Source organism: Bradyrhizobium sp. A5, from assembly GCF_042076515.1.
Lineage (GTDB): Bacteria > Pseudomonadota > Alphaproteobacteria > Rhizobiales > Xanthobacteraceae > Bradyrhizobium > Bradyrhizobium cosmicum.
On the sequence record NZ_CP148990.1, the window covers coordinates 2,886,325 to 2,911,968 of the forward strand.

25 protein-coding genes and 1 tRNA gene are annotated in these 25,644 nt (G+C 64.1%); 17 read left to right on the forward strand and 9 right to left on the reverse strand.

Features of this window, described 5'->3' with window-relative positions; translation table 11 throughout:
* Positions 1 to 156 precede the first annotated feature (156 nt).
* The 9 genes from WHZ77_RS13735 (at position 157) to WHZ77_RS13775 (ending at position 13,889) form a co-directional block, all read left to right on the forward strand.
* The gene (locus tag WHZ77_RS13735; RefSeq protein WP_375314119.1) at positions 157 to 3,648 is read left to right on the forward strand and encodes an indolepyruvate ferredoxin oxidoreductase family protein; all 3,492 of its coding nucleotides are present in this window, start codon (positions 157 to 159) and stop codon (positions 3,646 to 3,648) included.
* Between the two features lie 963 nt (positions 3,649 to 4,611).
* Complete coding sequence (locus tag WHZ77_RS13740; RefSeq protein ID WP_015685452.1) at positions 4,612 to 5,769, forward strand: thiolase domain-containing protein; 1,158 nt, start codon at positions 4,612 to 4,614, stop codon at positions 5,767 to 5,769.
* Positions 5,769 to 6,158 (forward strand): Zn-ribbon domain-containing OB-fold protein, encoded by a 390-nt coding sequence (locus WHZ77_RS13745; protein WP_015685453.1) that lies wholly within the window; start codon positions 5,769 to 5,771, stop codon positions 6,156 to 6,158. The genes WHZ77_RS13740 and WHZ77_RS13745 overlap by 1 nt, the downstream gene beginning before the upstream one ends.
* A gap of 147 nt (positions 6,159 to 6,305) precedes the next feature.
* Complete coding sequence (locus tag WHZ77_RS13750) at positions 6,306 to 7,166, forward strand: MaoC/PaaZ C-terminal domain-containing protein (RefSeq protein ID WP_375314120.1); 861 nt, start codon at positions 6,306 to 6,308, stop codon at positions 7,164 to 7,166.
* A 168-nt stretch (positions 7,167 to 7,334) separates the two neighbouring features.
* Positions 7,335 to 8,213 carry an SDR family oxidoreductase gene (locus WHZ77_RS13755; RefSeq protein WP_375314121.1) on the forward strand — a complete coding sequence of 293 codons (879 nt, stop codon included), beginning with the start codon at positions 7,335 to 7,337 and terminating at the stop codon, positions 8,211 to 8,213.
* Positions 8,214 to 8,336: 123 nt separating this feature from the next.
* On the forward strand, positions 8,337 to 9,290 hold the full coding sequence (locus WHZ77_RS13760; protein ID WP_375314122.1) for a dihydrodipicolinate synthase family protein: 954 nt from the start codon (positions 8,337 to 8,339) through the stop codon (positions 9,288 to 9,290).
* A 4-nt stretch (positions 9,291 to 9,294) separates the two neighbouring features.
* Positions 9,295 to 10,089, forward strand: a complete 795-nt coding sequence (locus tag WHZ77_RS13765; RefSeq protein WP_375314123.1) for an NUDIX hydrolase — start codon at positions 9,295 to 9,297, stop codon at positions 10,087 to 10,089.
* Between the two features lie 80 nt (positions 10,090 to 10,169).
* Positions 10,170 to 11,084 carry a DMT family transporter gene (locus WHZ77_RS13770; protein ID WP_375314720.1) on the forward strand — a complete coding sequence of 305 codons (915 nt, stop codon included), beginning with the start codon at positions 10,170 to 10,172 and terminating at the stop codon, positions 11,082 to 11,084.
* A 117-nt stretch (positions 11,085 to 11,201) separates the two neighbouring features.
* On the forward strand, positions 11,202 to 13,889 hold the full coding sequence (locus WHZ77_RS13775) for a PAS domain S-box protein (protein WP_375314124.1): 2,688 nt from the start codon (positions 11,202 to 11,204) through the stop codon (positions 13,887 to 13,889).
* Between the two features lie 8 nt (positions 13,890 to 13,897).
* Here WHZ77_RS13775 and WHZ77_RS13780 read toward each other — a convergent pair whose 3' ends face one another.
* Complete coding sequence (locus WHZ77_RS13780; protein WP_015685460.1) at positions 13,898 to 14,248, reverse strand: GrlR family regulatory protein; 351 nt, start codon at positions 14,246 to 14,248, stop codon at positions 13,898 to 13,900.
* Positions 14,249 to 14,510: 262 nt separating this feature from the next.
* On the opposite strand from WHZ77_RS13780, the gene WHZ77_RS13785 reads away from it, so the two are divergent.
* Positions 14,511 to 15,008 carry a hypothetical protein gene (locus WHZ77_RS13785; RefSeq protein ID WP_375314125.1) on the forward strand — a complete coding sequence of 166 codons (498 nt, stop codon included), beginning with the start codon at positions 14,511 to 14,513 and terminating at the stop codon, positions 15,006 to 15,008.
* Between the two features lie 49 nt (positions 15,009 to 15,057).
* On the opposite strand, the gene WHZ77_RS13790 is transcribed toward WHZ77_RS13785, so the two are convergent.
* On the reverse strand, positions 15,058 to 15,444 hold the full coding sequence (locus WHZ77_RS13790; RefSeq protein WP_375314126.1) for a VOC family protein: 387 nt from the start codon (positions 15,442 to 15,444) through the stop codon (positions 15,058 to 15,060).
* A gap of 176 nt (positions 15,445 to 15,620) precedes the next feature.
* Between WHZ77_RS13790 and WHZ77_RS13795 the strand changes: the two genes are divergently transcribed.
* From WHZ77_RS13795 to WHZ77_RS13805, 3 genes are all read left to right on the forward strand, one after another.
* A complete protein-coding gene (locus WHZ77_RS13795) occupies positions 15,621 to 16,187 on the forward strand; it encodes a hypothetical protein (RefSeq protein WP_375314127.1) in 567 nt (188 codons plus the stop codon).
* Positions 16,188 to 16,348: 161 nt separating this feature from the next.
* On the forward strand, positions 16,349 to 16,858 hold the full coding sequence (locus tag WHZ77_RS13800) for a hypothetical protein (protein ID WP_375314128.1): 510 nt from the start codon (positions 16,349 to 16,351) through the stop codon (positions 16,856 to 16,858).
* A gap of 151 nt (positions 16,859 to 17,009) precedes the next feature.
* Positions 17,010 to 17,086 (forward strand) — tRNA-Arg (locus tag WHZ77_RS13805).
* A 67-nt stretch (positions 17,087 to 17,153) separates the two neighbouring features.
* Here WHZ77_RS13805 and WHZ77_RS13810 read toward each other — a convergent pair.
* From WHZ77_RS13810 to WHZ77_RS13820, 3 genes are all read right to left on the reverse strand, one after another.
* A complete protein-coding gene (locus WHZ77_RS13810) occupies positions 17,154 to 17,306 on the reverse strand; it encodes a hypothetical protein (RefSeq protein ID WP_015685469.1) in 153 nt (50 codons plus the stop codon).
* A gap of 144 nt (positions 17,307 to 17,450) precedes the next feature.
* Positions 17,451 to 18,416: a helix-turn-helix domain-containing protein gene (locus WHZ77_RS13815; RefSeq protein WP_375314129.1), complete on the reverse strand. Its 966-nt coding sequence runs from the start codon at positions 18,414 to 18,416 to the stop codon at positions 17,451 to 17,453.
* A 449-nt stretch (positions 18,417 to 18,865) separates the two neighbouring features.
* The gene (locus WHZ77_RS13820; protein WP_375314130.1) at positions 18,866 to 19,162 is read right to left on the reverse strand and encodes a hypothetical protein; all 297 of its coding nucleotides are present in this window, start codon (positions 19,160 to 19,162) and stop codon (positions 18,866 to 18,868) included.
* A gap of 308 nt (positions 19,163 to 19,470) precedes the next feature.
* On the opposite strand from WHZ77_RS13820, the gene WHZ77_RS13825 reads away from it, so the two are divergent.
* The gene (locus WHZ77_RS13825) at positions 19,471 to 19,932 is read left to right on the forward strand and encodes a host attachment protein (protein WP_375314131.1); all 462 of its coding nucleotides are present in this window, start codon (positions 19,471 to 19,473) and stop codon (positions 19,930 to 19,932) included.
* Between the two features lie 30 nt (positions 19,933 to 19,962).
* Here WHZ77_RS13825 and WHZ77_RS13830 read toward each other — a convergent pair whose 3' ends face one another.
* A complete protein-coding gene (locus WHZ77_RS13830; protein ID WP_375314132.1) occupies positions 19,963 to 20,223 on the reverse strand; it encodes a hypothetical protein in 261 nt (86 codons plus the stop codon).
* Between the two features lie 292 nt (positions 20,224 to 20,515).
* Here WHZ77_RS13830 and WHZ77_RS13835 point away from each other — a divergent pair, with 292 nt between their 5' ends.
* The 3 genes from WHZ77_RS13835 (at position 20,516) to WHZ77_RS13845 (ending at position 22,784) form a co-directional block, all read left to right on the forward strand.
* A complete protein-coding gene (locus WHZ77_RS13835; protein ID WP_015685474.1) occupies positions 20,516 to 20,962 on the forward strand; it encodes a hypothetical protein in 447 nt (148 codons plus the stop codon).
* Positions 20,963 to 21,066: 104 nt separating this feature from the next.
* The gene (locus WHZ77_RS13840) at positions 21,067 to 21,939 is read left to right on the forward strand and encodes a DMT family transporter (protein ID WP_375314133.1); all 873 of its coding nucleotides are present in this window, start codon (positions 21,067 to 21,069) and stop codon (positions 21,937 to 21,939) included.
* Positions 21,940 to 22,037: 98 nt separating this feature from the next.
* On the forward strand, positions 22,038 to 22,784 hold the full coding sequence (locus tag WHZ77_RS13845; RefSeq protein WP_375314134.1) for a hypothetical protein: 747 nt from the start codon (positions 22,038 to 22,040) through the stop codon (positions 22,782 to 22,784).
* 58 nt (positions 22,785 to 22,842) lie between these two features.
* Here the strand turns inward: WHZ77_RS13845 and WHZ77_RS13850 are convergent, their stop codons facing one another.
* The 3 genes from WHZ77_RS13850 to WHZ77_RS13860 all read right to left on the reverse strand — a co-directional run bounded on the left by WHZ77_RS13850 (position 22,843) and on the right by WHZ77_RS13860 (position 25,453).
* Positions 22,843 to 23,154, reverse strand: a complete 312-nt coding sequence (locus WHZ77_RS13850; RefSeq protein ID WP_375314135.1) for a histone — start codon at positions 23,152 to 23,154, stop codon at positions 22,843 to 22,845.
* Between the two features lie 66 nt (positions 23,155 to 23,220).
* Positions 23,221 to 24,660 (reverse strand): cryptochrome/photolyase family protein, encoded by a 1,440-nt coding sequence (locus tag WHZ77_RS13855; RefSeq protein ID WP_375314136.1) that lies wholly within the window; start codon positions 24,658 to 24,660, stop codon positions 23,221 to 23,223.
* Positions 24,661 to 24,793: 133 nt separating this feature from the next.
* Complete coding sequence (locus tag WHZ77_RS13860) at positions 24,794 to 25,453, reverse strand: peroxiredoxin (RefSeq protein WP_375314137.1); 660 nt, start codon at positions 25,451 to 25,453, stop codon at positions 24,794 to 24,796.
* Positions 25,454 to 25,644 lie beyond the last annotated feature (191 nt).

Here is a 25,644-nt window from a genome sequence, read left to right on the forward strand (position 1 = left end):
ATTTTTTCCCCGCGCTCTCTTTGGTCCAGATTTGTGATGCGGAGCGTTAAATATCCGACATAGAGTGGCGCGGACGGTCGGCGCGCCCTAGCTAAAAACAACGGGCAGGCAACGGCTTAAGCAGCCAAGCGCTCAAAAGGGCGGAAGAGGACGAGAATGGGCATCAACCAGGGTCCGATCAGTCTCGATCAAAAATACACCCAGGACACCGGCCATATCTTCACGACCGGCATTCAGGCGCTGGTCCGCCTGCCCATGGCCCAGATCCGCCGCGACCGCGCCGCGGGGCTGAACACCGCAGGCTTCATCTCGGGCTACCGCGGCTCGCCGCTCGGCGGCTACGACCAGCAGCTGTTCGCCGCCCGCAAGCACCTCGAGCAGTACAACATCAAGTTCCAGCCCGGCGTGAACGAGGACCTTGCGGCCACCGCCGTCTGGGGCTCGCAACAGCTCAACCTCTCGCCCGGCGCCAAATATGACGGCGTGGTCGGCATCTGGTACGGCAAGGGCCCTGGCGTCGACCGCTGCGGCGACGTGTTCCGCCACGGCAATGCCGCCGGCTCGGCCAAGAACGGCGGCGTGCTGTGTCTCGCCGGCGACGACCACGGCGCCAAATCCTCCACCGTCCCGCATCAGTCCGACCACGCCTTCATATCGGCGCTGATGCCCTATCTCTACCCGTCGAGCGTCCACGAGATGATCGAGATGGGCCTTCTGGGTATCGCGATGTCGCGCTACTCGGGCTGCTGGGTCGGCATGAAGGTGATCACGGAGACGGTGGAGACCACCGCCGAGATCGACCTCACCGACGAGATGACGCCGTTCGTGATCCCCGCTGATTTCGAAATGCCCGAGGGGGGGCTCAATCTGCGTTGGCCCGACGACCGCTTTGCCCAGGACCGCCGCCTCCAGGACTACAAGGGCTTTGCCGCGATCGCCTTCGCGCGCGCCAACAAGGTCAATCGTATCACGATGGATTCGCCGAACGCCCGCTACGGCATCATGGCATCAGGCAAGAGCTATGAGGATATCCGGCAGGCGCTGCGCGAGCTCGGTATCACCGAAGAGGTTGCCGCCAAGATCGGACTTCGCCTCTACAAGATCGGCATGCCCTGGCCGCTGGAGCCGGAAGGCGTCAGGCAATTCGCCGTAGGCCTCGAGGAAATCTTCATCATCGAAGAGCGCCGCGAGATCGTCGAGAATCAAGTGAAGCAGGAGCTGTTCAACTGGCGCGACGATGTCCGTCCCCGCATCATCGGCAAGATGGACGATCACGACAAGCGCTTCCTCCCCTTTGCCGAAGAACTCAGCGTCGCCTCACTGGCCAGTTCGCTCACCGAACGTCTGCTTCGGCTTAATCTGAACCCCGAGATTGCGGAGATGCTCCGCGTCAAGGCCGATTGGTTCAACGGCCGCCAGGCTTCGCAAATGCAGGCGACCGCGCCCGTCGCCCGTACCCCGTATTTCTGCTCCGGCTGCCCCCACAACACCTCGACCAAGGTGCCCGAAGGCAGCCGCGCCTTTGCCGGCATCGGCTGCCACTTCATGGCGCTGTGGATGGATCGCTCCACCGAGACGTTCACGCACATGGGCGGCGAGGGCGTACCGTGGGTCGGCGTTGCTCCCTTCACCAAGGAAGAACACGTGTTCGCCAATCTCGGCGACGGCACGTATTTCCACTCCGGCAGCCTTGCGATCCGGCAGGCGATCGCCTCCGGTGCCAACATCACCTACAAGATCCTTTATAACGACGCGACCGCGATGACCGGCGGCCAGCATGTCGACGGCGAATTGTCGCCGCAGCAGATCACCTTCCAGCTCCACAGCGAAGGCATCCGCGAGATCTATCTGGTCTCGGAAAATCCAGAGGCCTATCCGGCGAGCGAGATCGCGCCCGGCGTCAAGACCGCGCATCGCGACGACCTCGATACGGTCCAGAAAACGCTGCGCAAGGTCAAGGGCGCGTCCGCGATCGTGTTCGTGCAGACCTGTGCTGCCGAAAAACGCCGCCGCCGCAAGCGCGGCACGCTGGAGGATCCGGCGCGCCGTGTGCTGATCAATCCCGCGGTGTGCGAAGGCTGCGGCGACTGCTCGGTGCAATCGAACTGCATCTCGGTCGAGCCGCTGGAGACGGAGATGGGGCGCAAGCGTGCCATCAACCAGTCGACTTGCAACAAGGACTATTCCTGCGTCAAAGGCTTTTGCCCGTCCTTCGTCACCGTCGATGGCGGCAAGATGCGCAAGCGCGCGCCGGCGGGCGTTGGCGATATCGGCGATCTGCCCGAGCCGGCGTCGCGGCCGACGCTTGAGCGGCCCTACAACATCGCGGTCGGCGGCGTCGGCGGCACCGGCGTGCTCACCATCGGCGCGCTGCTCGGCATGGCCGCGCATATCGAGGGCAAGGCCTCGATGATCCTCGACATGTCGGGCCTCGCGCAGAAAGGTGGCGCGGTGCTCAGCCATGTCCGTCTCTCGGATCACCCGGCCGAGGTGACCTGCTCCCGCATCGTCACCGGCACGGCCGACGTCGTGCTCGCGGCCGACGAAGTGGTCGCGGTCGCCAAGGACACCATCTCGCTCTGCGACACCACCCGCACCCGCGGCATCATCAACAGCCACGTCATTCCCACCGCCGACTTCGTCCTCAACCGCGACTTCAACTTCCAGACCCGGAAGCTGAACGGATTGCTGGAGACGGCGCTGCACAAGGACTCGGTCTTCTTCGACTTCACCAAGCCGGCCGAGCAACTGCTCGGCGACAGCATCGCGACCAACATGATGATGATGGGCTATGCCTATCAGAAGGGCCTGCTGCCCTTGTCGGCGGAGTCGATCGAGCAGGCGATCGAGGTCAACGGCGTCTCGATCAAGATGAACGAGGAAGCCTTCCGCCTCGGCCGCCTCGCGGTCGCCGATCCCGCGCGCCTCGCCGGCATGCTGAAGGGAACGGACGAGGTGGTCGCGCCCAAGACCTTGGACGCAATGACGCTCGATGAGGTCATCGCGCATCGCTCCAAACATCTCACCGCCTACCAGAATTCCCGGCTGGCAAAGCGCTACCGCAAGCTGGTCGATCAGGTCAGCGACGCCGCCAAACAGGGCGGCTATGATGAGGCGCTGACGCGCGCGGTCGCGATCAACTACGCCAAGCTTTTGGCCTACAAGGACGAATACGAAGTCGCGCGCCTCTACACCGATGGCGCTTTCGAAAAGCAGCTCCGCGACCAGTTCGAGGGCGACTTCAAGTTCAACTTCAATCTCGCTCCACCGATTTTGGCGAGCGGTGTCGACGCGCTCGGTCGCCCGAAGAAACGCGCCTTCGGCCCGTGGATGCTCGGCGTCTTCCGTGTGCTGGCGAAGTTCAAGTTCCTGCGCGGCACCCCGTTCGACCTCTTCGGCCGCAGCGCCGACCGCAAGCTCGAGCGCGATCTCATCGTCGGCTACGAGAAAGACGTCGCCACCGTGCTCGGCCTGTTGTCGCCGGTCACGATCGACACCGCTGTCGAACTCCTCTCGCTGCCCGACCGCATCCGCGGTTACGGCCCGGTGAAGGAGAAGGCCGTCGCGGACGCCAAGGCCCGCTACGCCCAGCTTGCGGCGGATCTGGCGAGCCCGCCGCCGGCTCCGAGGCAGATCGCGGCGGAGTAGGGAAGGTCCCGGGGTGGGTTAGCCTTGCGCCTACGCAAGGCGTAACCCACCAACTTCCATCCGCTTGGGCGGAAGCGTGGTGGATTATGCCTTCGGCTAATCCACCCTACGGCACCATCTGTTGTGCTGCCCGTCAGGCGAAACACCCAAGAGACGGGTCAATCGGCCGGCGCAAAAACATTCCGCTTTACCGAAATTCGGAATTGTCGTATCAAGCCGGCACCTCATCCCAGTCAGAGGGGCGTATCGCGATCGTCACGAAACGCGGGGTGAGTGGCGGTGGACGTGGGCTGCGTCGCACGGGACATTGTCTGGCGTGCACGACGGGCGCGGTCTCGCGTACGGCAAAATCGTGTGGTCCTGACGCCCGGGGTCTGTGCGTCAAGTCTTGCGATCACTCGCAAGGCGACGGGGGCAATAGTGCAACGCTCCCCGGGGAGAGCACGACATAAGCCGTAAAGCCACTGCGCAGGGAAGGCCGGATGTTGGGCTACACCTGTATGCCGCTGTGCAACTATTCTTCGCGCATTCGCGCACAGCGGACCGTGGGTGCCCAGCCGGCACCCGGTCTTCCCTGCGCCCTCTGTTTTCGACAGAGGAGCAAGATGGAAGCAAAGCTCGGGCGAGAAGCGCCGCGAGGATGCTTCTCTGCGCCTCGCAATAACCACGCTGAGAAATGCAAGACCGTCATCCTGAGGTGCTCGCCTCTTCGGCGAGCCTCGAAGGGCGACGGCCCGGCTGTTGCTGCACGGGTATTGAGATAGTCGGGCCGTGCATCCTTCGAGGCTCCCGGCGCGATGCATTGCATCGCGCATTCGCGCCTCAGGATGACGGATCAGCAGATTGGTCCCACTTGCGCCAACCCGCTGCCCTCTCGCCCGACGGAATATTTCCGCGCTTGCCAACCGGGCCACCGGGGTTCAGAAAAAAGGCGAAGAAGAAACGCGAGCGGAGACCTCTGTTTTGACCATCAAGGGCAAGGCCTACATTGCCGGGATCTACGAACACCCGACCCGGCATGCGCCGGACAAATCCACCGCCCAGCTCCACGCCGAGGTCGCCAAGGGCGCGATCGAGGATGCGGGGATCAGCAAGGACGACATCGACGCCTATTTCTGCGCAGGCGATGCGCCCGGCGGCGCCTGGCCGATGGTCGACTATCTCGGCCTGAACACCAAGAAGCTGCGCCACGTCGATTCCACCGAGACCGGCGGCTGTTCCTACATCATCCATCTCGGCCATGCCGCCGAGGCGATCGCGGCGGGCAAGTGCTCGATCGCGCTGATCACGCTCGCCGGCAAGCCGCGCACGGGCGCGATGCCGCCGCGGGCGCAGGGCGCCGAAGCCGATTTCGAGACCGCGTACGGCGCGACCACCCACAATGCCTATGGCATGTGTGCCATGCGCCATATGCACGACTATGGCACCACCAGCGAACAGCTCGCCTGGATCAAGGTCGCGGCCTCGCATCACGCGCAATACAATCCGCATGCGATGCTCAAGGACGTCGTCACCGTCGAGGACGTGCTGAACTCGCCGATGATCTCCGATCCGCTGCATCGCATGGACTGCTGCGTCGTCTCCGACGGCGGCGGCGCGCTGATCGTGACCACGCCTGAGATCGCGAAGAGCCTGAAGAAGCCGCTGGTGCGGCTGATCGGCCATGGCGAAGCCATGAAGGGCCCGCGCGGCGGCAAGGATCTCGATCTCACATACTCCGCCGGCATCTGGTCCGGCCCGCGCGCCTTCGAGGAAGCCGGCATCACGCCGAAGGACATCAAATACGCCTCGATCTACGACAGCTTCACCATCACGGTGTTGATGCAGCTCGAGGACCTTGGCTTCTGCAAGAAGGGCGAGGGCGGCAAGTTCGTCGCCGACGGCAATCTGATCTCGGGCGTCGGCAAGCTGCCGTTCAACACCGATGGTGGCGGCCTCTGCAGCAACCATCCCGTCAATCGCGGCGGCATGACCAAGATCCTCGAGGCCGTCAGGCAGTTGCGCGGCGAGGCGCATCCGAAGGTGCAGGTTCCGAATTGCGATCTCGCCATCGCGCATGGCACCGGCGGCCTTCTGGGCGTTCGCCACGCCGCCTCGACCGCCATTCTGGAGCGCGTGTGATGAGCGAAGCTAAGAAGTACCCGGCCCCTGTAACCAATCCGGAGACTGCAGCGTTCTGGGATGCCGCGAAGCAGGGCAAGTTCATGATCAAGCGCTGCACCGCCTGCGGCGAGGCGCATTACTTCCCGCGCTCGATCTGCCCGTTCTGCTACTCCGACAAGACGGTGTGGGAGGAGGCTTCGGGCGAGGGCACGATCTACACTTGGAGCCTGATGCGGAAGTCGCCGACGGGGCCTTACGCGATCGGCTACGTCACGCTGAAGGAAGGTCCGTCAGTCCAGACCAACTTCGTCGATTGCGATCTCGAGAAGCTGAAGATCGGCCAGAAGGTGAAAGTGGTGTTCAAGCCGACCGACGGCGCACCGCTGCCGTTCTTTACGGTGGCATAGGGCGGTCCTCATCCTGAGGAGCTTGCGAAGCAAGCGTCTCGAAGGATGGCCACAACAAAGAAAGCGTATCGGGCATCCTCATGGTTCGAGACGGCGCAAGAGCGCCTCCTCACCATGAGGATGAGAACCACCGGGAGGAAACAAAAAATGTCCGCCAGATATGAAGAACTCAAAGGCCTCAAAAACATCGGCCAGAAATACGCCTACACCGATCGCGACGTGATGCTCTACGCTTATGGCATCGGCCTCGGCGCTGATCCCATGGACGAGAACGAGCTCGCCTTCGTCAACGAGGGCACGCTGACGCCGCGGCCGCTGAAGGTGGTGCCGACCTTTGCGTCCGTGGCGGCGTGGGGCTCGGGGCCCGGCGAGATGAATCTCAACCGCGTGATGGTGGTGGATGGCGAGCGCGACATCACCTTCCATCAGCCGCTGCCGGTCGCAGCCAACATCACTGCGGACTCCTCTGTCGTCGAGGTCTACGACAAGGGCAAGGACAAGGGCGTCGTTATCGCTCACCAGACCGTGTTGAAGAACGAGAAGGGCGAGAAGCTGGCAACGCTGGTTGCCTCGCGCTTCGCCCGCGGCGACGGCGGCTTCGGCGGGCCGAACCTGACCCAGCCCGATCCGCACAAGATCCCGTCGCGCAGCCCTGACAAGACCATCGACATCGTCACGCGTCCAGACCAAGCACTGGTCTATCGCCTCTGCGGCGACCGCAACCCGCTTCACTCCGATCCCGAGTTCGCCAAGAAGGCCGGCTTCCCGCGTCCGATCCTGCACGGCATGTGCACCTACGGCATCACCTGCCGCGGCGTGCTCCAGACCTATGCCGACTACGATGCGAGCGCCTTCCGCCAACACGTCGCGCGGTTCTCCTCGCCGGTCTATCCCGGCGAGACCGTGACCATGGACCTCTGGAAGGACGGCAATACGGTCTCGTTCGAAGCCAAGGTGAAATCGCGCGGCGTCACCGTGATCAAGAATGGAAAGACGGTGCTGGGTTAGGGCAGTCTCGTGCCCCGGACGCGGCGCAGCACCCAGTGATGCGCCGCAGAGCCGGGGCCCCGAGAGCCCAGGCAAAGAAAGAATTGGGTCCCGGCTCTGCGACGCAGCGTTTCACGCTGCATCGCGTCCGGGACACAGGAGAACAAAAACAAACAGGGAGAAGCCACCATGGGACTGCTCGACGGCAAGGTTGCGCTGATCACCGGGGCGGGCGGCGGGCTCGGCGAGGCCTATGCAAAGCTGTTTGCGCGGGAGGGGGCCTCGGTCGTCGTCAACGATCTCGGCGGTCCCCGCGATGGCTCCGGCGCCGACAAGTCGATGGCGCAGCAGGTCGTGGACGCGATCGAGGCCGAGGGCGGCAAGGCGGTCGCCAACGGCGCCGACATCTCCACCATGGAGGGCGGCCAGTCGGTGTTCGACGACGCCATCAAGCATTTTGGCCGCGCCGACATCCTGGTCAACAATGCCGGCATTTTGCGCGACCAGACCTTTGCCAAGGCCTCCGAGGCCGACTGGGACAAGGTCATCAAGGTCCACCTGAAGGGTACCTTTTGTTGCACCATGCCGGTGTTTCGCTGGATGCGCGAAAACGGCGGCGGCGTCATCGTCAACACCTCCTCGACCTCGGGGCTGATCGGCAATTTCGGCCAGTCCAATTACGGCGCGGCCAAGGGCGGGATCTGGGGGCTGTCCAACGTGTTGGCGATCGAGGGCCGGAAGTACAACATCCGGATCTGGACGCTGGCCCCGGGCGCCCTGACCCGCATGACCGCAGACCTGCCCCGCTATAAGGAGAACCCGGGGGCGGCGCTGGGGCCGGACGGCATCGCGCCGGCCGTGCTATACATGGTCAGCGATTTGTCGGGCGATCAGACCGGCAAGGTGCTGGGCGTGTCCGGGCCCCGCGGCGTGCGCGAAATGCGGATGATGGAAATGGAAGGCTGGAAACCGCCGCACTCGGGCTGGAAGGCCCAGGACGTCGTTGAGCATGCCAAGGAGATCTTCTTCTCCGAGGAGCAGATCAAGATGGGCGCGCGGAGGTTTTAGCCTGCCGTCATCCCGGGGCACGCGAAGCGTGAACCCGGGATCCATGGTACAGCACGCGCAGCAGATAAATGGATTCCGGGCTCGTGCATCGCACGCCCCGGAATGACCTAGAAAGAGAGACTTATGAAACTGACCGCCGACGCCAAGGGCACCTTTGCAATCGCGCCGACGCCGTTCCACGACGACGGCCGGATCGACGAACGCTCGATCGACCGCCTGACCGATTTCTACGAGGAGGTCGGCTGCGACGGCGTTACGGTGCTCGGCATTCTCGGCGAGGCGCCGAAGCTCGACGCGGCCGAGGCCGAGCAGGTGGCGGTGCGCTTCGTCAAGCGCGCCAAGAAAATGCAGGTGATCGTCGGCGTCTCCGCGCCGGGCTTTGCCACCATGCGCTCGCTGGCCAGGGCTTCGATGGACGCCGGCGCGGCCGGCGTGATGATCGCGCCGCCGCCAAGCTTGCGTACCGACGACCAGATTGTCGGGTATTTCAAGCAGGCCGCCGAGGCCATCGGCCCCGATGTGCCCTGGGTGCTCCAGGATTATCCGCTGACGCTGTCGGTAATCTTCACCCCCGCCGTGATCCGCAAGATCGTCATGGACAATGCGAACTGTGTGATGCTCAAGCACGAGGACTGGCCGGGGCTGGAAAAGATCTCGACGCTCCGCGGTTTCCAGAAGGACGGCTCGCTCCGTCCGCTCTCGATCCTCTGCGGCAATGGCGGCATGTTCCTTGATTTCGAGATGGAGCGCGGTGCTGACGGTGCCATGACCGGCTACGCCTTCCCCGAGTTGCTGATCGACGTCGTGAACCTCTCGAAGGCCGGCAAGCGCGACGCCGCGCACGATCTGTTCGACGCGCATCTGCCGCTGATCCGCTACGAGCAGCAGCCGGGCGCGGGCCTTGCCGTGCGCAAATACGTGCTCCAGAAGCGCGGGATCATCGCCTCGAGCGCGCAGCGCAAGCCGGGCGCGACCATCACCCCGGCGGCGAAGGCGGAGGTCGAGTACCTGCTGTCGCGCGTCGCCCGTGTCGACAAGCGCGCCAATCTCGGCCCGCAATCCAGCGCTGCAGGTTAGCCGAATGCCCGAGACATCAGCGTCACGCCCGGCCTCGACGATCCTCCTGCTGCGCGATGGCGCGAAGGAGATCGAGGTCTTCATGATGGTCCGCCATCATCAGATCGAGTTCAACTCGGGCGCGCTGGTGTTTCCGGGCGGCAGTGTCGATGCCGGCGATCAGGAGATTGTCGCCCGCGCCGACCTGTATTCGGGCGGCGAGGGCCTCAGCGAGGCGGACCGCGGTTTTCGTATCGCCGCGATCCGAGAGACCTTTGAGGAGAGCGGCATCCTGCTGGCGCGCGCGAAGGACTCGGGCACGCCTGTTGATGCCAGGCGCGCCGGCGAGATCGCGGATGCGCATCGCGTGGCGCTCAACGAGCACAAGATCAGCTTCCTCAGCATTCTCGCCGACAACGGCCTTCAGCTCGCACTCGACACGCTGGTGCCTTACGCGCACTGGATCACGCCGGAGGGCCTGCCGAAGCGCTTTGACACCTGGTTCTTCCTCGCCGCAGCGCCGCCCGACCAGCTCGGAGCGCATGACGGTCGGGAGTCGACGGATTCGATCTGGGTGTCGCCGCGTGAGGCGGTGGAGGGTGGCGAGAGCGGACGCTTCAAGCTGCCGTTCCCGACCACGCGCAATTTGATCCGGCTCGCCAAGCAGGGCAGCGTCGATGCTGCGCTCGACCATGCCCGTGGCCTTTCCATCGTCACGGTGATGCCGGTCATGACCAAGACCGAAACCGGCCGCCAGCTCCGCATTCCCCGCGAGGCCGGCTATGACGGCGAGGTGTTCGAGGTCGGCGCCGTCGGCTGACACACTTCGACAGGCGGCGAACTATCCCGCCTGTCGCCGCCGTATGTTCCGTCCTCTGACAGCGAGGCGGAATGAGCACGATGGACATCAGGCAGGATACCAACATCGCCGTCGAACTGGCGCTGCTGGTCGCGCTCGCAACGCTCTGGGGTGGCTCCTACACCTTCATCAAGCTCGGCGTCGCCACCATCCCGCCAATCACGCTGATCGCGGCGCGCACCGCGATCGCGGGCTTCCTGCTGCTCGTCGTCATGTGGGCGCGCGGCATCAGGATGCCGACGGATGCGGCGACCTGGCGGCGGTTCGCGTTCCAGGCCGTGCTCAACAGCGTCATCCCCTGGACGCTGATCGCCTGGGGCGAGCGCCACGTCGATGCCGCGCTCGCGACCATCCTCAATTCCGCAGCACCGATCTTCACTTTCCTGCTGACGGCGATCGTCACCCGCCACGAGGCGACGTCGCCGCGAAAACTGTTCGGCGTGGTCGCCGGCATGGCCGGCATTCTGCTGATCGTCGGTGTCGACGCCGTCCAGGACATCGGCAGCGGCCTCGTCGCGGAAGCCGCGATCGTCGCCGCCACCATCTGCTACGCCTGCGCGGCGATCTTCGGCCGCAGCTTCAAGGGCCTCGATCCCATGGCGCCTGCGGCCGGCTCGCTGCTGGCAGGGGCGGCGGCCCTGGTCCCGGCCTCGCTGATCGTCGAGCAGCCCTGGACGCTGTCGCCTTCGCTGAGCTCGGTGCTGGCGCTGCTGGCCCTGGCAGTGTTCTCGACCGCGGCGGCGTTTGCGATCTATTTCCGCCTGATCCAGACCCTGGGTTCGGTCGGCACCACCGCGCAGGCCTATCTGCGCGTGCCCATCGGGGTCGCCATCAGCGTGAGCTTCCTTGGGGAAACTCTGAGCCGGACCGCCTGGATCGGGCTTGCCTGCGTCGTCCTCGGGGTCGCCGCCATGACGATCCCGGCGCGAAAGGCCGCCAGCGTCAAAACGTCATAATCGGGAGGGCAAGACAACTGCGATATTAAGGATATTGGCCCACCTGAGGCATGTTCCCCCGGGGGGGCATTACGTCGTATATTGGGCCCCCAGTAGCCCGGTCCCTCAACCACACCCATGTCCGCCGAATTGACGCCGACCCCTGAGAAAAAGCGAACCTTCTCGCTCTCCATCGGCCAGCTCACGTTCGGCAGCTTCCTGTTGGTGCTGGCGGTGATCATCGTCACCTCGACCGCGAGCGTGATCGCGATCCGGCACATCGACACGACCTTCGCCGAGCTGCAGCGACTCCAGAGCGTCGGCGACCTCGCCGAGGACATCGACCGCCGCATGAACGAGTTGCGCCTTGCCGCGCGCGACTTCGTCACCGATCCCGGCGCCGGCATCCAGTTCAAGCAGGTGGGCGAGGCGGCCTCGACGCTGAGCGATATCCTGAAGAAGACCCGCATCGAGCTCGCTCCCGAGCAGCAGGACATGATCGACGGGGTCACCGAGCGCCTTGCGACCTATCGCAACGGCCTCGAGCGGATCTCGACCCTGATCGACCGCCGCGCCCAGCTGCTGGCCGGCCTGCCGCCGCTGCGCGACCGGTTCGATACGGCCGTCGGAGGCACGGTGGACCGTGAGCTGGCCTCGCACCTGTCGGAGGCGCAGAGCCGGATCGCGCTCGGCCTGCTGGCGCGGAACCCGTCCGCAGCCGAGCAGGCCGCACAGAGCATGCGGACGATGGAGATCGCGGATGCCAGGTTGAAGGCAGCCGTGAGCGACTACGCCGAAGCCATCATCGCGGTGGCTGTCCGGGAGCGGCAGATTGCCGACATCGACCGCGAGGTGCTGGGCACCGAGGGCCGGCTGATCGGCCGCGTCACCGAATTGCTCCGCGAGGTCAGCGCAAGGCGCGGCCACGTGCTGTCGCGCGATTTTGCCCGCACGCTGACGGAGGCGCGGTGGCAGAGCATCGTGTTCGGCACCATCGGCGTTCTGATCGGCATTCTCGCGGCCGGCTTCGTGGTGCGGCGGACCGTGCGGCCGCTGGCGAAGATCGCCAGATCGATCCGCGCGCTGGCTGCCGGCGAGAAGAACACCTCGATCCCGTCGGCCGACCTCGACAACGAGATCGGGGACATCGCGCGCGCGGCCGAAGTGTTCCGCCGGGCGCTGGAAGAGGCCGACACGGCGCGCGAGGCGGCGGTGCGCGCGCTTACCGAGCAGCGTCTGGCCGAGGAGAGTTATCGAAAACTGTTCGAGGGCTCGGTCGACGGCATCTACGTCACGACGCCGGCCGGCGACCTTCTCAACGCCAATCCGGCACTGGCACGGATGATGGGCTATGACAGCCCGAAGCAGTTGATCGACAGCATCAACGACATTGCCCACACCATCTACGTCCATCCCGAGGCGCGCGTCGAATATCAGCGGCTGATGACGCGAGACGGTATGGTCCGTGAATTCGAATACCAGGTGCGCCAGCGCAGCGGCGACATCCTGTGGCTCTCCGACAGTGCCACGGGCGTGCGTGACGAGGCGGGCAACATCGTTCGCTACGAGGGCACGCTGCGCGACATCACCGACCAGAAGCGGGCGGAGGACGCCATCGCCGAAGGCCGGCGCCTGCTCCAGCAGGTCATCGACACCGTGCCCGCGGTCATCAACGTCAAGGACCGCGATCTGCGCTACGTGCTGATGAACCGCTACATGGCCGGCATCTTCGGCATCGAGCCCGGCGATGCGCTCGGCCGCACCACCGCCGACCTGATGTCGCGCTATGGCGCGGCCAAGACCGACGAGAACGACAAGCGTGTGCTCAATCTCCGCAGGGGACTCGGCTTCTACGAGGAGGAGTACAAGGATTCCTCCGGCAACATGCGGCAATGGCTGGTCAACAAGCTGCCGCTGCTCGATGCCGAGGGCGAGATCGAGCGGATCGTCACCGTGGCGCTCGACATCGGCGAGCGCAAGCGCGGCGAGCAGGAGATGCGCAAAGCCAAGGAATCCGCCGAGACCGCGCTGCGCAATCTGCGCGAGACCCAGGCTTCGCTGATCGAGGCGGAGAAGCTCGCCGCCCTCGGACGGCTCGTTGCCGGCGTCGCGCATGAGGTCAACAATCCCGTCGGCATCAGCCTCACGGTGGCCTCCGCGCTGGAGCGCAAGACCGCGATGTTCACCGCCGAGGTCGAGCGCGGCGAGCTCCGCCGCTCCACGCTCAACGATTTCCTCAACACCAGCCGCGATGCGTCCTCGCAGCTCGTCTCCAATCTCAACCGCGCCGCCGAGCTGATCCAGTCGTTCAAGCAGGTCGCTGCCGACCGAAACTATTCGGACCAGCGCAGCTTCGACCTCGGCGATCTCACCGAGCAGGTGGTGATGAGCCTGCGGCCAGGCCTGCGCAAACACAATCTGACGCTCAACGTCGAGTGCCAGCCCAGCCTGACCATGAACAGCTATCCCGGCCCCTATGGCCAGGTGCTGACCAATTTGTTTCTCAACTCGGTGGCGCACGCCTTTCCGGATGGACGTCCGGGGATCATCGACATCCAGGTGCGCGAGTCCGGCAAGGACAACGTCGAGATCATCTTCGCCGACAATGGCTGCGGCATGTCGCTCGACGTCCGCCGCCGCGCCTTCGACCCGTTCTTCACGACGCGGCGCGACCAGGGCGGCACCGGTCTCGGCCTGCACATCGTCTACAGCATCGTCACCAACAGGCTCGGCGGCCGGCTCGATCTGGATTCCGAGCAGGGTGAGGGGACGCGGATCCAGATCATCCTGCCGCGGGTGGCTCCGCTGGAGCAAGCTGCCGAATAGCTTCGCGCCTAGTCTGCGTCTGCAAGTTTGTGAAGCGTGGCGCCGAAGATCTGGCTGGCCTTGCCGACCAGCGCGGTGCCCGTCATATCCCCACGCGTATCGGTGAAAGTGCCGGTCACGCCGATGCCGACCGCTGCCGGACCGCCAAACAGGGGATTGTCATCGCCTCGCGGGGACGTGTGCCTCTGCACCAGCACCTCACCCTTGAAGGTGTTGTCCTTCACCACGTAGCTGCCGGTGTAATAGAGGTAGGCATCGCCGCCAAGGATCTTGCCGTCGCGGAAAAGAATCACGCCGCTGCCCTTGCCGACCCGACCATCGAGCAGGTTCACGTGAATCGAATAGAGGCCGTTCTTCATAACGTCCCGTAGGCCGGCCGCCATCGCCCAATGGCGTAACCGGTAGTGCTTTTATGCCAAAGCGCATCCGCTCGCGCAACGCGGCAGTTTGCCGGCCGGCCACGCGCGCCGCCGACCGACGAGCCGTACTTGTCCCGGCTTGTCTGCGACAGGGCTATGACCGTCTCATTGCGGGGCGAGACCAGTTGGAGCGAATCAAAACTGGCCCGCGAAATGCATAACCATTGTTGCACTGGCCGCGGGGTGCTGGAGCAAGAGCAACGTGACCAACTGGATCGATTCCGGCGGCCATGAGCCGCGTCTGTACAGTGCGCGTTCCACGAATTGCAAAAGCCAACACCGGAGGGCAAGTCGCGCGACACGCTGGCCAAGCGTGGCGAGCCTGCCTTGTGCCTTGGCCCTGATCGCCCTCGTTGCCCCGCTCGGGTACGCGCGCGATCGCGGGCAGTTCGTCAACACCAATGCCGATTTGAAGGCCTGGTTCGACGGATTGCGAAGCGGCAAGGGGCCGTGCTGCTCCGATGCCGACGGCTCGGCGCTCTCGGACGCCGACTGGGAAAGCAAGGACGGACATTTTCGTGTCCGCGTCCCGCGCCTGGGCTATGTGCTCGACGGCCAGCAGCAGGAGCTCGTCTGGGTCGACGTGCCCGAGGAGGCCGTGATCTCGGAGCCGAACCGGGTCGGCCGAACCATGGTCTGGCCGGTCTACGGCTACATGGGCGTGACCATCCGCTGCTTTATGCCCGGTAGCATGACTTAGCCGGGCGGCAGCGCGCCCGGCTTCTCGTCGATACCTGATGCGTGTTGCGTCAGGTGTATTTCTTGTCGCGCTCGAGCAGCTCGATGGAGATGCCTTCGGGGCCGCGGATGAAGCAGATGCGGACGCCAGGCCGGATCGTGGTCGGCTCGCGCGTGAAGGTGACGCCCTTGGCCTTGATCTCGGCCGCGACGGCGTCGATGTCCTTCACCGTGAGACCGAAATGGTCGAGGCCCTGATGCGGGTGCGGGGGCGGCGGGTTGACGGCGTTGTCGCCCTCGAGCGGCGCGATGAAGATTTTTGCGCCGCCGAGGTTCACGTCGATCCGTCCCGGTGCGCGCACGACCTCGCCACCGAGAATGTCCCGCAGCCAGGTCGCCGTGGCCTCCGGATCGGGGCTGCGCAGATGGACGTGATCCCAGGTGACGACGACAGGCATTTCATGTTCTCCCAACGGGGGCTTCGATGTTGCAGCGCATATTAGCGACGGCGGCTGACGATCGCCACAGTCCTCATCGATTCGCATCTGCGCGGGAACCCTAGTTCGTCTGCTCGATTAAGGTAAGCAGTGGCCCAGTCGTTGAACATGCTTCGGCCGCCATCGGTGACATACCCATGAGTGCGAGGTTTGACCGGATCGGGTTGGGACGCTTTGTCGGGAACGGCCAGCGACTTGCGCGGACTGTGACGATCGCGAGCGTCACGTTCGGCCGAGGCCTGCTATGGGGGCTGGCGGCCCTCATTGTCGGCTGCGGTGTCTGGATGCTGCTGCCTCTCTCCAAAGTAAGCAGTACCGAGCCGGTGAAGTCCGACGCGGCTACCGTCGAGCCTGCTGCCGCCAGCGATGTGGCAACTGTGGTCTCGCCGATTGCTCAGGCTTCAACTGCGGCAGAGATCGATCGTCTCAGAATTTCATCGCAGACCTGGCGTCGCGGCGGGCTTGGCTCGAAGGCACTGGTGACCTTCACGTTGCGAAACGACAATGACTATGCCGTAAAGGATCTGGAGATCGTTTGCGCGTTCGCACGGCGCGATGGCAGTCATCTCACCAACCGCAGCCGTGTGCTGGCTGATACCGTTCACATGAAGAGCCGCAAAACGTTTGTGCGCGTGGCTGTCGGTTTCATCAACGTTAATGCCGATCAGGCGAAGTGTTCGCTGATTGCCGCACGGCGTGAGTAAAGCGCGGCGTTTGCCGGTAGCGGAAAAGTGACGGTCAGTGCCCCTTGGTAAAAAACTCGGCGTTGCCATTTGAACCGCAAGGCTGGGTGCAGGAACTAATTAGAGTATCGCCTGTTAAGGCGAAGTGCCCACGCGGGGATGCGGTGGGTGGAGTGCGGCCAATGCCCATCTTTCGGTATTTCATGTTTGTCGGTGGAGCCTTGCTCGCACTGTTGTTCGGGGCGGACTTCGTTTGGCCGACCGCGCCCGTCGCCAAAGCGATCGCGATCGCAAGCAATGATCAGCCACTGATCCGGATCCGGTCGGATCGTCAGTTGCCGGATCGCGTCGTGCTTGACACCAGCCAGCCGACGATTGTCCCGCCTGCGCTGAAGACGGCCGCCGTGGCCGCGCCGCAGCAACCCGTGCAGGCGGACGTGCTGGCCGAGATGTCGGCCAAGGCAAGGGTGCGCGAAACCTTTGCCCAGTTCACGCCGGCTCCCAAGGCTGAGACCGCCGCGGCGAGGAGGACCGACGCCAAGCCGCAGGCGGAGGTCGCTCAGGTCCAGGCTCCTCACGTTCCGCCCAAGCGCAAGGTCGCCCGGATTCATCCGGCGCCGCAGCAGCAGGGCCGTCCGATGATGCTGGTGGCCCAACAGCCGCATTTCGGGCTCTTCAACACGACCTGGTGACGTCGCCTTCGACCCGCCTCGAAACGAGATGGGTGGGGCTTTTTATTGGTCAGTCTCTCTGCTAATTCGAACCCACCCGAACCCCGCCCGGCGTGCTGGCCTGCCAGCCACGGTCCCGCGGTTCTGGTTTCGGCCCAATCCCAGGGCCGAGGCGCTCGTAGCTCAGCTGGATAGAGCATCGGATTTCGATTCCGAGGGTCGGGAGTTCGAATCTCTCCGAGCGCGCCATGTGTCAGATCAGGGCTTTGTCACATCGGGGCTTTGGGACCAGGCCGCCGTAATCCGCATAGACTGTCTACTTGCCTTGGATCTTCAGCCCATTGGGGCCGACATTAATCTGGACGCCGTCGGGCTGCTTTTTCTCCTGGTAGAGATTGTAGCCAAGCACGCCTGCGGTGACGACCAGAGCGCCGATGATCAGGAACAACAGATTGCGGCTGATGGACATTCGCTTCCTTGAACCGGGTTTGATGACGGCCGGAAAAACCCCGCGTTTGGGATTCGCGGGGTGCCTGGCAAACTAACGCGGCTCAAGGGAACGGGTTCCAGGGCTCAAAACGCGAGTCCGAGGCCGGCATCTGGCGCCGGGAGGTCAGTGTGCCGAAAGACCGGTTTGTCGGCCGCGCGCCAGCGTGGCGGAAGGAGCTTCGTGGAAGGTCGCACGGTAGGCGGCGGCAAACTCGCCGAGGTGATGAAAGCCCTGGGCGCGTGCGCATGTGGCGACCGACGCACCACTGCTCCTGAGGAGCTGTGTGCGGGTCGCCCACAGCCGCTTCAGGCGGATGTACTGGTGCAGGCTCATGCCGCGCACCTTGGTCACCGCGCCGCTGAGAGTCCGCACCGAGACTCCGAATGCACCGGCGAGATCGGCCGTATAGATCGGCGCGGTCGGATAGGCTGCGACATAATCGTCGATCTGCTGCACGAGCTTCGCGGATCGGGCGCCCGGAATCGGAGCGCCGCCGTCCGCCAGCGGGTCAATGCGAAACAGATCATCGAGGGCGAGCAACAGGCCCTCCTGGAGATGTCCGGCGACCTCCGTCGTCTCGAACATGTGCGGCTCGACCGAGGCGGTGCGCAGGATGTCGAGCACGAGCTGCCTGGCGTGGAGTTGAGCGGCGCGGTCCGCGACGCGGACCCACAATTTGTCGGCACGATCGAACCAGCCGCGATCCCTGAGCAAGGGCGAGAAGATGATCAGCGCGTGATAATTGATCTGGGGCTCGACGAAATGGCAGTCATGGTTGCCGCGCAGGGCCGCGAAGAAGCGTGCATCGAGATTCAGCCCGCTCGACGTCGCGCGCAGATCGTCGGTCATCGGCAGGATTACCATGCCGCCCGGTGCGCGGTAGGAGGTATCGAGGATGCGCGCAAACGACTTCGCGACGATGATCCGGCACGCCGGCAGGTTCACGACCGCGCGCGCCGCCGCGAAATTGGTGACGTCTAGCGGAATGCTCCGGGCATCTTCGAGCGACTCGGCCGGTCGAAACGCGTCGACATCGGCAAAGCGGACCAACTGAAGGGTGGAAGAGGGGGCAAGCGCGTCGAAGAACATGCGTCCGGCAGGGTGCTGAAATGTGACAATAAAATGAACGTCTGTACATCGCCATCATTGGCGAAACGTGACGATTCAGTAAACCGGATTCCGGGCCGTAGTATTGCGGACATCATGCCACGTGGCCGGACGGATTGATGTCACCGTCAACGGTCCCGGTTCATCGGCTGGCCGGTGGCGAGGTCGATAAAGTGGAGCCTCGTGCAGGCGGGACAGGTGATGGACTCGAAGCTACGACCTTCAGGTCTCTGCTGCTTTTCCAAATGCGTTTGCACATTCATGCCCGTCTGGGGGCACCGGAAAACAATAAAATCCACCATCGGCACAGCATGACTGGACGGCGCGCGGCGTCCTTGATCTAGATCAGTTTTGGAACCGGTCTAGATTGGATCACGTCGCCATTCACGATCTCGCAAAAGCGAAGGGGCCCCGGAGGGCCCCTCTTGATGTCACCAGCCGCGGTAGCCGTAATAGCGGGGCCCGTAGGGGCGGGGTCCGTAAGGGCGGGCGCCATAATAGCGCGGGCCATAATATCGGGGGCCGTAGTACGGCCGCGGGCCGTAATATCCATAAACGTTCGGACGCCAGAAACAGCGCCCCCAGGCATCGCAGACCATGCGGACCTGCTCGACGCCGGAGGCCGGCGGTGTCGCAGGCGCGGGTGCAATGGGCATGGCGGACGCCGCCGGCGATGCCGCGATGGCACCGAACAGGGATGCGGCGACGAGGCCAATCTTAATCTTCATGATGTCTTTCTCCGCTTACGCAGTACAGGATATCGAAGTTGTTCTGATCAAATTGTGGCGGAACCGAAATGTAATGCTGATGAACAAATCCTCAGCCAGTCCGCCGCAGGCCTGACCTTCGGCCTCGAGAGACTATCTCACGTTCGGGCGCGTGACCAATGCTGCGCGGGCGCTGCCCTCCGCAGGACGTCTCCGGCATCCTTGATCCTGCGCAATTCACCGGCGCGGCTTCGTCCCTAGTCTTGTCGCCGTGGCCTAGCTTTCGAGGACATCGAAGGGCGGGCTCACGGATTGCCTGGAGCTGTGCAATGGACAAGATGAGATTAAACAAAGGTGACTGGCTGGTCGTGTGCGATGGGCGCAAGGCACTCATTCTGGAAAACCTCGGCGATGGGATGTTTCCGAACCTCCACACCAAAGAGGTGCACGAGCAGCCCAATCCCTCGACCAGCGCGCAAGGGACCGATGCGCCGGGCCGGCTGCATCCCGCGGCCGGCGGCGCGCGCAGTTCGGTCGAGCAGACCGATTGGCATGATGAGGCGGAGCGCGCCTTCCTGCGCAGCCTGGCCGGCCGGCTCGATGCTGCCGTCAGCGCGGGCGAGACCACGGCCCTGACCATGGTGGCCTCACCGCGCGCGCTCGGCATGATCCGCGCCGACTATTCGGATGCGGTGCGCAAGGCGCTTCAGGGCGAGATCGGCAAGGACCTCGTCAAGCTGCCGGTTTACGAAATCGAGAAGCAGTTGCTGCTGACGGGCGCCGCCAGATAGGGACGCCCGTCGGGGACGCGCTGGCGTCCCTCAGTAGCAGGGATGCCGGCGGCGGTCCTGGCCGACATAGGCGGCGGCGCTCCGGTAGCAGTGATTGGTCGAGGGGCCGTCGTAGAAGGCGAAGGTGCCGGGCGCGATGCCGGGGCCGTAATTATGCACATAGCTGATCTGGTAGGGCAGCGGGTTGGCGTAGCGATGGTACCGGTGATGTCCCCGTGCCTCCGCGAGACCAGGGGCTAGGATTGCGGCCGACAAGGCAGCAACCGCGGCTACAAGCTTCAATTTGCTCATCTCGATTCTCCGGAACCCGCTCGAATAGGTGAGCCGTTTATAGCCAGTTCGAGCCGCCGGGACACCCGTCCAGGGGCCGTAAATCGAGGCCAATCCCGCAGATTCCCGGGTGGGTGTGACAGAATTGCCGGAATAGCCGTCCGTGGCTGCCCATTTTTGGCCTTTTCGGGATGCTTAACGAATTCCCCACACAAGTATGACCAAACAGAATTCGGTTGAGAATCCTGTTGCCGGCCCTTTGGGGGTCCTTCGAGGCCGGTCCATTCCTGAAGGCTTTCGTCGTCACGCCGCCATGCGCATCACGCTTCTGAGCCTGCTGTTGCTCTGCATCGCCGCCGCCACGCCGGCGCGCGCCGAGTTGCACATCACACGCGACCACGGCGGCTACGTCGAGGAGTACAAGGCCAAGTACAAGCGCGTCCGCGAGAAGGGCGAGCGCGTCATCATCGACGGCATCTGTAACTCGGCCTGCACCCTGGTGCTCGGCATCGTGCCGATGAACAAGATCTGCGTGACGCCGCGCGCGAGCCTCGGCTTCCATCAGGCCTATTACGACAAGGCCTTCACCTTCGGCATCAAGGTCACCAGCGCGGAGGGGACCTCCGATTTGATGTCCTATTACCCTGATACGGTGAAGGACTGGATCCGCCGCAATGGCGGGCTCACCACCGACATGAAGAAGATCAAGAACGGTGTCGATCTCTGGAGGATCATCGATCCCTGTCCGGAAGAATGGTGAGCGGCTGAACTGATCCGGCGCTTCCGCTCTCTGTCGCGGCGCAGCATCTCTCACGTGGAAATTCGTATTGCCGCATAGGCCCCGGTGGGGCAATGAGGGCGGCAATGAACCATAATCAAGAAGCCCTGACCGCGCGCGCCGCGCCGATCCTGTTCGTCGTGCTCTGGAGCACCGGATTCATCGGCACCAAATACGTCATCAACAACGCCGATCCCTTGACCTATCTCGCCATCCGCATGGCGGTGGTGGTCGGCCTGATGGCGATCATCGCGGCGATCGCGCGTCCGAAATGGCCCGATCGTATAGGCATCGCGCACAGCGCCGTGGCCGGCATCCTCGTCCACGGCTTCTATCTCGGCGGCACCGCGATCGCGATCGCGCATTCGATTCCGGCCGGCCTGTCGGCGCTGATCCCGGGCCTGCAGCCGATCCTGACCTCCACCATCGCCAACCGCTGGCTCGGCGAGAAGGTGACGCCGGTGCAATGGGCCGGCCTCGTGCTCGGCCTCGGCGGCGTCGTGCTGATCCTGCACGGCCGCCCCATGACCGGCGAAGCCGGGCTCGGCTGGCTCGCCTCGGTGGTCTCGCTGATCTCCATCACGCTCGGCACACTCTATCAGCGCCGCTACTGCAACCACATCGACTGGCGCGCCGGCAATCTGGTGCAATACGTCTCCGTCACGATCTTCTTCACGATCGGTGCTTTCCTGTTCGAGGATCGCGTCGTGCACTGGACGCAGGAGTTCGTGCTCGCGCTGGGCTGGCTCGCCGTGGCGCTTTCGATCGGATCGATCGGGCTGTTGTACTGGCTGATCCGTCATGCCGCGGCGACCTCGGTCGCGAGCCTGTTCTATCTGGTGCCGGCGGTGACGGCGCTGATGGCGTATCTGTTGTTCGGGGAGAGGCTCGACGCGCTGGCGATTGCCGGCATGGTGATGTGCGCGGCGGCGGTGTTCGTGGTCAACCGGCGCTTCTAGAATGGTAGACCAAATGGCCGGAATACATCCCTGACGTGCGCGGCGCGTTCGTGTTAGGCTGGACGCATTTCAGTTTCCCTTTCGGAACGGTGATTTCCATGAAGAAGGCGCGGCGCGCACTGCTCGGCAGGTCCCTGAAGCCGGTCCGGATTGCCTGCATCAACTACGCGGAAGAGATGATGAGCGACCGGATGATGGCGAGGCTCACCGCCGCGCTCCAGAAATGCTACGACGAGCATTTCCTGCCCGTTTGGGGCTATCCCGTCGATCTCGATGTCACGAGGAAGCCGAAACCAACGGACTGGCAACTCGTCTATTTCGACGACGCCACCCACAAGAACTTCCTCGGGCGGCACGAGCTGACGCATCGCGGTCAGCCGATCTCGAAGATCTTCCTCAAGGCGCTCGGCGCGGACGATCCGGTCAGCCTGGCAGCGTCGCATGAGCTGTTCGAGATGGTGCTCGATCCCATGGCCAATCTCTGGGCCGACAAGAACAGGAACACTCAATACGCCTATGAGGTCTGCGACGCCGTGGAGGAGGACTCCTTCCTCGTCAACGGCTTTCCGATGTCGAACTTCGTCTATCCGTCCTGGTTCGAACCGTTCAAGCATCCCCGCGGCACCAGGTTCGACCACAACGGAACCCTGAAGGAGCCGTTCTCGATGACCGAGGGAGGCTATGTCATCAAGAAGATCAACGGCAGGAAGGTGATCAAGCAGTTCGGATCGCCCGAGAAGCGGCGGCGCTTCGCCAAGGAGGACCGGCGCGGCCATCGCAGCGAATTCCGCGATCCGCAAGGCGAGCATCACCCGGGCCGGCGCGCGGCCAGGAAGCGCGGGTAGGGCGCGGGAGCCGTCTCCGGGCGCCGCCCGCACCCGGAGACACGCTTGAGCGCTGCGATCAGCGCTTGGCCTTCTTGGCCTTTTTCTTCTTGGCAGCTTTCTTGGAAGCTTTCTTCACGGATTTCTTGGCTGCCTTCTTCGACGACTTCTTGGCGGCCTTCTTCGAAGCTTTCTTCGAAGTTTTCTTTGAGGTTTTTTTGGCCTTCTTCTTGGAAGCCTTCTTTGCCTTCTTCGGCGTTACTTTCTTCGCGACCTTCTTGGCGGCTTTCTTCACCTTCTTGACGGCGGTGACAGCGGCTTCCTTGGTCGCTTCCACGGCGGTGCTGATGGTGTCCAGCGCCTGTTCGGTGATCGGCTTGTCGTCGTCCATATCGTCCCCCACGGTTTGTATGGAGCGATGACGATAGCGGGTTTCAAAATTGTGTCAAAGCAACGCTCAACCTTTGCGGATCTTCGCATAGGCGGCGAGCGCGCGTTCGCGCCCCTCGGCATGATCGACGATCGGTTGCGGATAGGTCTTGCCAAGCGTGACGCCGGCGCTCGTAAGCTCGATCGGCGTGGCTTGCCAGGGCTGGTGGATCAGCCTGGGCGGCATGTCCTTCAGCTCCGGCACCCAGCGCCGGACATAGGTTCCTTCAGGATCGAACTTCTCGCCCTGGAGCTGCGGATTGAACACGCGGAAATAGGGCGCGGCGTCAGCGCCGCAGCCGGCGACCCATTGCCAGTTGGCGGGATTGCTGCCGGCATCCGCATCGACCAGCGTGTCCCAGAACCAGCTCTCGCCATCGCGCCAGTCGATCAGCAGATGCTTGACCAGGAACGAGGCGACCACCATCCGGACCCGGTTGTGCATCACGCCGGTGTGCCAGAGCTCGCGCAGGCCCGCATCGACGATGGGGTAGCCGGTGCGCCCGCGTTGCCAGGCGGCGAGCGCTGTCTTGTCGGGCTTCCAGGGGAAGCCGTCGAAATTCGCCTGCAGGTTCTCTGTGGCGAGGTCGGGGTGATCGTGCAGCAGGTGGCGGCAGAACTCGCGCCAGCCGAGCTCGCTCAGGAACTTCTCGACGCCGCGGCCGATCGCTGGGTTCTCGGCCGCAGCGAACCGCGCGGCGTGCCAGACCTGGCGCGGGCTGAGCTCGCCGAACCTCAAATGCGGGGAGAGGCTTGAGGTGCCCTCCCTGTCCGGGCGGTCGCGATCGCCGGCATAGCTGTGCGCGGTGTGCTTGAGGAAGTCGCGCAGGCGAGTACGCGCGGACGCCTCGCCGGGCTCCCAGCTCTCGCGCAGGCCGCCGGCCCAATCGGGCTTGCTCGGCTCGAGCTTCCAGCTCTCCAGCGCATCGCTGGTGATCTTCGGACCCGCACGCAGCTCCTTCGGTGCGGGCAGCGGCTTTGGCGGATCGCCGAGCGCCAGCACGCGGCGCCAGAACGGCGTGAATACGCGCAGGCCCCGACCTTCCTTGTTGCGGATCGCCGAGGGCGCGACCAGGAGGTCGCCGGGGAAGATATGCGAGTCGATGCCCAGCTTTGCCAGCGCCGCTTCGAGCGCTTTCTCGACCGACTGATGCGGCGCCTGCGCGACCCCATTCCAGTAGACCGCAGTGGCTCCGATTGCGCGCGCCACCTCGGGGATCACCCTGGCTGCCGGCCCCTTGCGCAGGATCAGCGATCCGCCACGCTTGGCGATGTCGGCTCCGAGCGCCCGCAGCGATTGCGCCAGCCACCAGCGCGCCGCGCCGCCCGGCGCACGCCCGGCCGCGTCGTCGAGCACATAGAGGCAGATAACCGGCGCACCGGTGTTCGCGGCAGCGTGAAGGGCGGGATGATCGGACAAGCGGAGGTCATCGCGGAACCAGACGATGACGGGCGGCGGGCTTGGCATGATCGAGGATGTGTCGCGTTGAGTGTGTTCTCAATATACGGGACACAGGAGCGGAGTTTCATCTTCCAAGCATCACCCCGGGGATATGCTCCCGGGATGATGCTTGGCTGCTGCCCGGCGCAACGGCCAGAGCTTATTTCGGCTGCGGCACGATGCGGATGTAGGGCTTCGGCTCTTTCCAGCCCTGCGGATAGATCGTCTTGGCCTCGTCGTTGGAAACCGAGCCCGCGATGATCACGTCGTCGCCCTGCGACCAGTCGGCCGGCGTCGCGACGCGATGCTTGGCGGTGAGCTGGAGCGAGTCGATGACGCGCAGGATCTCCTGGAAGTTCCGGCCCGTGGTCATCGGATAGACGAGCACCAGCTTGATCTTCTTGTCGGGACCGATGACGAAGACGTTGCGGACGGTCTGGTTGTCGGCGGCGGTGCGGACAAGGGGATCGCCCGAGATGGCGGCCGGCAGCATGCCGTAGAGCTTTGAGACGTTGTAGTCGGTATCGGCAATCATCGGGAAGTTCGGCGCCGCACCCTGGGTCTCCTTGATGTCTTCCGACCATTTGGCATGGCGATCGACCGGATCGACCGAGAGACCCATCAGCTTGACGCCGCGCTTGTCGAATTCCGGCTTCAACTTGGCGAGAGCGCCGAGCTCCGTCGTACACACCGGCGTGAAGTCCTTCGGGTGCGAGAACAACAGCGCCCAGCTGTTGCCGATCCAGTCGTGAAACTTGATCTTGCCTTCGGTGGTCTCGGCTTCGAAGTCAGGGGCGGTGGCGCCGATCGGAAGTGTCATGGTTTTACCTCATCGCATTGAATTTACTTGGGAATTCATTTTTTGCCGTCGCCGTCAGTATAGGGGCTTGGCGAGGACAAGTGAACGTCAAGTGAACCGCTTCAAGTAAAATGTGAATTCCTTCTTTGAAGGGCCGATTTCCTAGCACCTTTCTGTTACAGCCGCGCCTGCGACGAAACATCTCCACCGGA